The sequence below is a fragment of the Oleiphilus sp. HI0117 genome, assembly GCF_001635235.1.
Window position 1 is genome coordinate 1 of the sequence record NZ_LWGA01000917.1, and the last position, 3,620, is coordinate 3,620.

Annotated in this window: 3 protein-coding genes; all 3 read right to left on the reverse strand. The window is 45.9% G+C overall.

The genetic code is table 11. The annotated features are described in order from the left end of the window. Nucleotides 1-776 (reverse strand): XdhC family protein (locus tag A3757_RS16300; protein WP_068739936.1); only part of this gene is annotated, 776 nt, incomplete at its 3' end. 1 nt (nucleotide 777) lies between these two features. After that, entirely contained in the window at nucleotides 778-3,030 is a 2,253-nt protein-coding gene (locus A3757_RS16305; RefSeq protein WP_082865120.1) for a molybdopterin cofactor-binding domain-containing protein, read from the reverse strand. Between the two features lie 10 nt (nucleotides 3,031-3,040). Then, on the reverse strand, nucleotides 3,041-3,532 hold the full coding sequence (locus A3757_RS16310; RefSeq protein WP_068507497.1) for a (2Fe-2S)-binding protein: 492 nt from the start codon (nucleotides 3,530-3,532) through the stop codon (nucleotides 3,041-3,043). Nucleotides 3,533-3,620: the final 88 nt, after the last annotated feature.

Consider the following 3,620-nt stretch of genomic DNA (forward strand, 5'->3'; position numbering starts at 1 on the left):
AAGCATCGGCTATGCAAACCCGCCATCACCGCAAGATCATCAACTCTTGGGTCGTGAGCCAAAGCCAGCACAGCAGAATAGGAATCAGAAAATCGCTCTTTTATCAGATCATCTGGTAAGCAAAGATGCAGCGGAGTATCCCAGCTTTTAGCATCGTGCCTATCAACCACGTTACTACGCGCATCGCAGAGCTCAACATGGAAATCGATCGCCTTTAAAATATTCAAGAGATTCCTTGCAACCTCACCCACACCTACGATTAGTACTTGATAGATCGGGCCGAGCACATGAGTGAAGCGAGCATTATCGAGACTAACCTTATCGATGTCATGCGCTTCCTTATGATTCATGACTCTAATATCTGCTTGACCAGTATCTAAACAAACTTCACGCTTAAGCCATTTCCTGGAATCAAGCGTAGATATAATTTTTGAGATGTATGAAAGGTGAGTGTTGTCCAAGGCCTCTATGAGCAGAGACATTGTACCGCCACAAGGCAGCATATAACGCTGCGCATCATCAGGGTGATCACCAAAGACTTTGATAAAGGGGTATTGGGTATTTCCAAGGCTTAGGTGTTCAACTAGAGCGTCTTCAATACAACCACCTGACAAAGAACCTACTTGCATACCTAAACTTGAGTTATAGGCAAACAGACTACCGGGCGGACGAGGGGAAGCTCCCCATGTTGTAACAACCGTTACCAAAAAGACCTTTTCGTCACGAGCTAGCCACTCTTTAATCGAATTCAATACATGCTTGTTTTGTTCATACATATTAACTTAGCTTAAAAGGCATAGAGTTAAATCGCTTACCCGTAGCTTTATACAAAGCAGAAGCGATTGCTGGTGCAATCGGTGGCAAGCCAGGCTCGCCCACACCGCTTGGCGAGTCGTCTGACGGGACAATATAAGTTTTAATATCTGGAGATTCATTCATCCTCATCAAAGGATAGTCATGAAAATTACTTTGCATAACCTCACCTTCAGCAAAAGTAATCTCTCCATAGAGTGCGGCAGTCGCACCAAATATAATTCCGCTTTCCATCTGCATTGTAACGATATCAGGGTTTACAACCATGCCGCAATCTACGGCACAATGCACCGTCAGAAGCTTAACTTGTCCATATTCAACTTTAAGTTCAACTAGTTGCGCAACATAAGAGCCGAAAGACTTATGCACAGCGATACCTTGGTGGACATCTTTAGGCAGCGTACGCCCCCACCCACCTTTTTCTGCAACCAGGTTCAACACTTTAAGTAGTCGCGGTGAATTACCTAAATACTGTTTGCGGAACTGATATGCATCTAGTCCAGCTGACTGAGCTAACTGATCAATTGCACTCTCCACAACGAAAGCGTTAAATGAGTGGCCAACTGAACGCCAGTAGCTTATCGGTACGCCAGCATCGGCCTTGATATGCTTAACACTGATATTTGGTATCGTATAAGGAAAGTCGGCAGCACCTTCATAAGGCGAAGTATCAGCTGGAGTGATTGGCGTTCCCTCGGTCATTAGCCCGGCATGCCCCAGCATTGGGTACATAAACTCAGGCGCCCAAGGAAACATAGCTGGTGAAGCGTCCCATACATACCAATCCATAATCTTGGGCACGACAATTTGATGCTCCCAGGCGACAGGTAGGCCTTTAGTGTCGAGCGCAGCCCGAACCTTGTGCAAACTTGCTGGTCGAAATAAATCGTGCTTGATATCTTCTTCTCTGGACCAAACCAGTTTAATTGTCAGTCCGGTTTTTTCCGCAACCTCAGCAGCCTCGGCAATATAATCTTGACTTAAGCGTCTACCGAAGCCACCCCCTAGAAACTGGTTATGAATAGTTACATTGTCCAGATCGATATTGGTCGCTTTTGCGACTGCAACTTGTGCTACGTCAGGGGCTTGAGTTCCAGCCCATACTTCCGCCTTCCCCTTGCTAACCCTTGCAACGGCATTCATTGGCTCCATGGTGGCGTGAGCAAGAAAAGGCGCTGTAAACTCAAACTCTTCTATATGGCCATCAGCCTCGAGAAGCTCCGCTGTATCGCCGTCTTGACGAATAGATTTGCCGGAATCATTTGCAAGCTTATCCAGATATAGGTTGCTGATTGCATCACTAGTTTCAACACTCTCTTCACTAAATGCCCACTGCGCCTCTAGTACTTTTGATGCTTTCCTTGCTTGCCAATAGGAGTTTGCGACGACAGCTATACCACGGGAAACCTCAAGAACCGAGACAACACCTTTCTGCTGAAGAGCGACTTCGATATTCGCAGACTTAAGTTTGCCCCCATATTTCGGAGCCCGCTCTACAACGCAGTATTTAAGATCCTGCAATTCAACATCGATTCCATAAGCGCTTTCCCCTTTTACCTTTGCAGCTGCATCAAGTCGAGCGTCGAATTTCCCTATGTACTTGAATTGAGCCGGTTCTTTTACCTTTATTTCCTGCGGTAAATCTTGCTGAGAAGCTAGTTTAGCCAAAGCACCAAAACTCACTTTTTTGCCGGTAGACTTAACGCTGACATAAGCATTACGGCACTCTAAGTTATCTTGTGGTAACGCAAATGCTTCTGACGCTGCTTGTAGCAATAAAGTCCGTACAGCAGCCCCTGCCTCGCGAATCTGGCTCCAACTGCTTGAAAGACTGTTACTACCCCCGGTTAGCTGCAAGCCATAATCCGGGTTGCGATAAGCTGCGTTTGCCCCGGCAAAAACAACCTGAATAGTATCTGGTGAGGTATCTAGCTCTTCAGCCAGCAGCGTTGTAATACCCGTGTAAGTGCCCTGACCCATCTCTACTCTATCTAAAGTGAAGATCACAGAGTTATCTGGCCGTATCTCGAGCCAGGCATTAGCCAACCAGCTACCAGTATTTGATAGTTCATTGTTTCTTAGCGTACTGCAGCCTGGCAATGTTATCGCCACGCTAAGGCCGCCAGCAGCGCCTAAACCAACTTTAAGAAAATCCCTACGATTTATCGCTGTATCAGGTAAAAGCTCTTTAGATTTGTTCATGAGATTAGAATGCATTATGAGCGCTTCATACCTTTGCTTTGTAGGATAGATCGGCAGCAATTTGCTGTGATGCAACAGTGTCTTTAATGGCAGCCTTGATTCGGGAATAAGTACCGCAGCGACAAAGGTTACCGGACATCGCATTGTCAATATCTTCATCACTAGGGTTTGCATTAGCTTTCAAGAGCGAGGCTGCGGACATAAGCTGTCCAGGCTGACAATAACCACATTGCGGTACGTTATGTTTAATCCAGCTTTCTTGTAGCGGGTGCAACTGACCATCTTTACTGGCCAATCCTTCAATGGTAGAGATATTTTGGCCTTCCACTGACGAAACAGGGGTAATGCAAGAGCGAATGGCGACACCATTAAGATGAACAGTACACGCTCCACACAAACCCGCACCACAACCAAACTTGGTGCCCTTTAGACCAACCTCATCACGAATCACCCAAAGGAGTGGCGTATCTGGCTCGACGTCGATTGATATGGGCGCGCCATTAATCTTGAGTTTCATTCTGCCTCCTAGCTAGAAAGCTTTGTCTGGCCAAAGCTAAAGATAGTTTTTATAGAAATAGTTGAACTTAGTAATGCTAATTATTTTT

What these genes read in the sequence shown, in the direction of transcription:
- A3757_RS16305 (WP_082865120.1), bottom strand. Translation starts at nt 3,030, where the DNA reads ATGCATTCTAATCTCATGAACAAATCTAAAGAGCTTTTACCTGATACA.
- A3757_RS16310 (WP_068507497.1), bottom strand. Translation starts at nt 3,532, where the DNA reads ATGAAACTCAAGATTAATGGCGCGCCCATATCAATCGACGTCGAGCCA.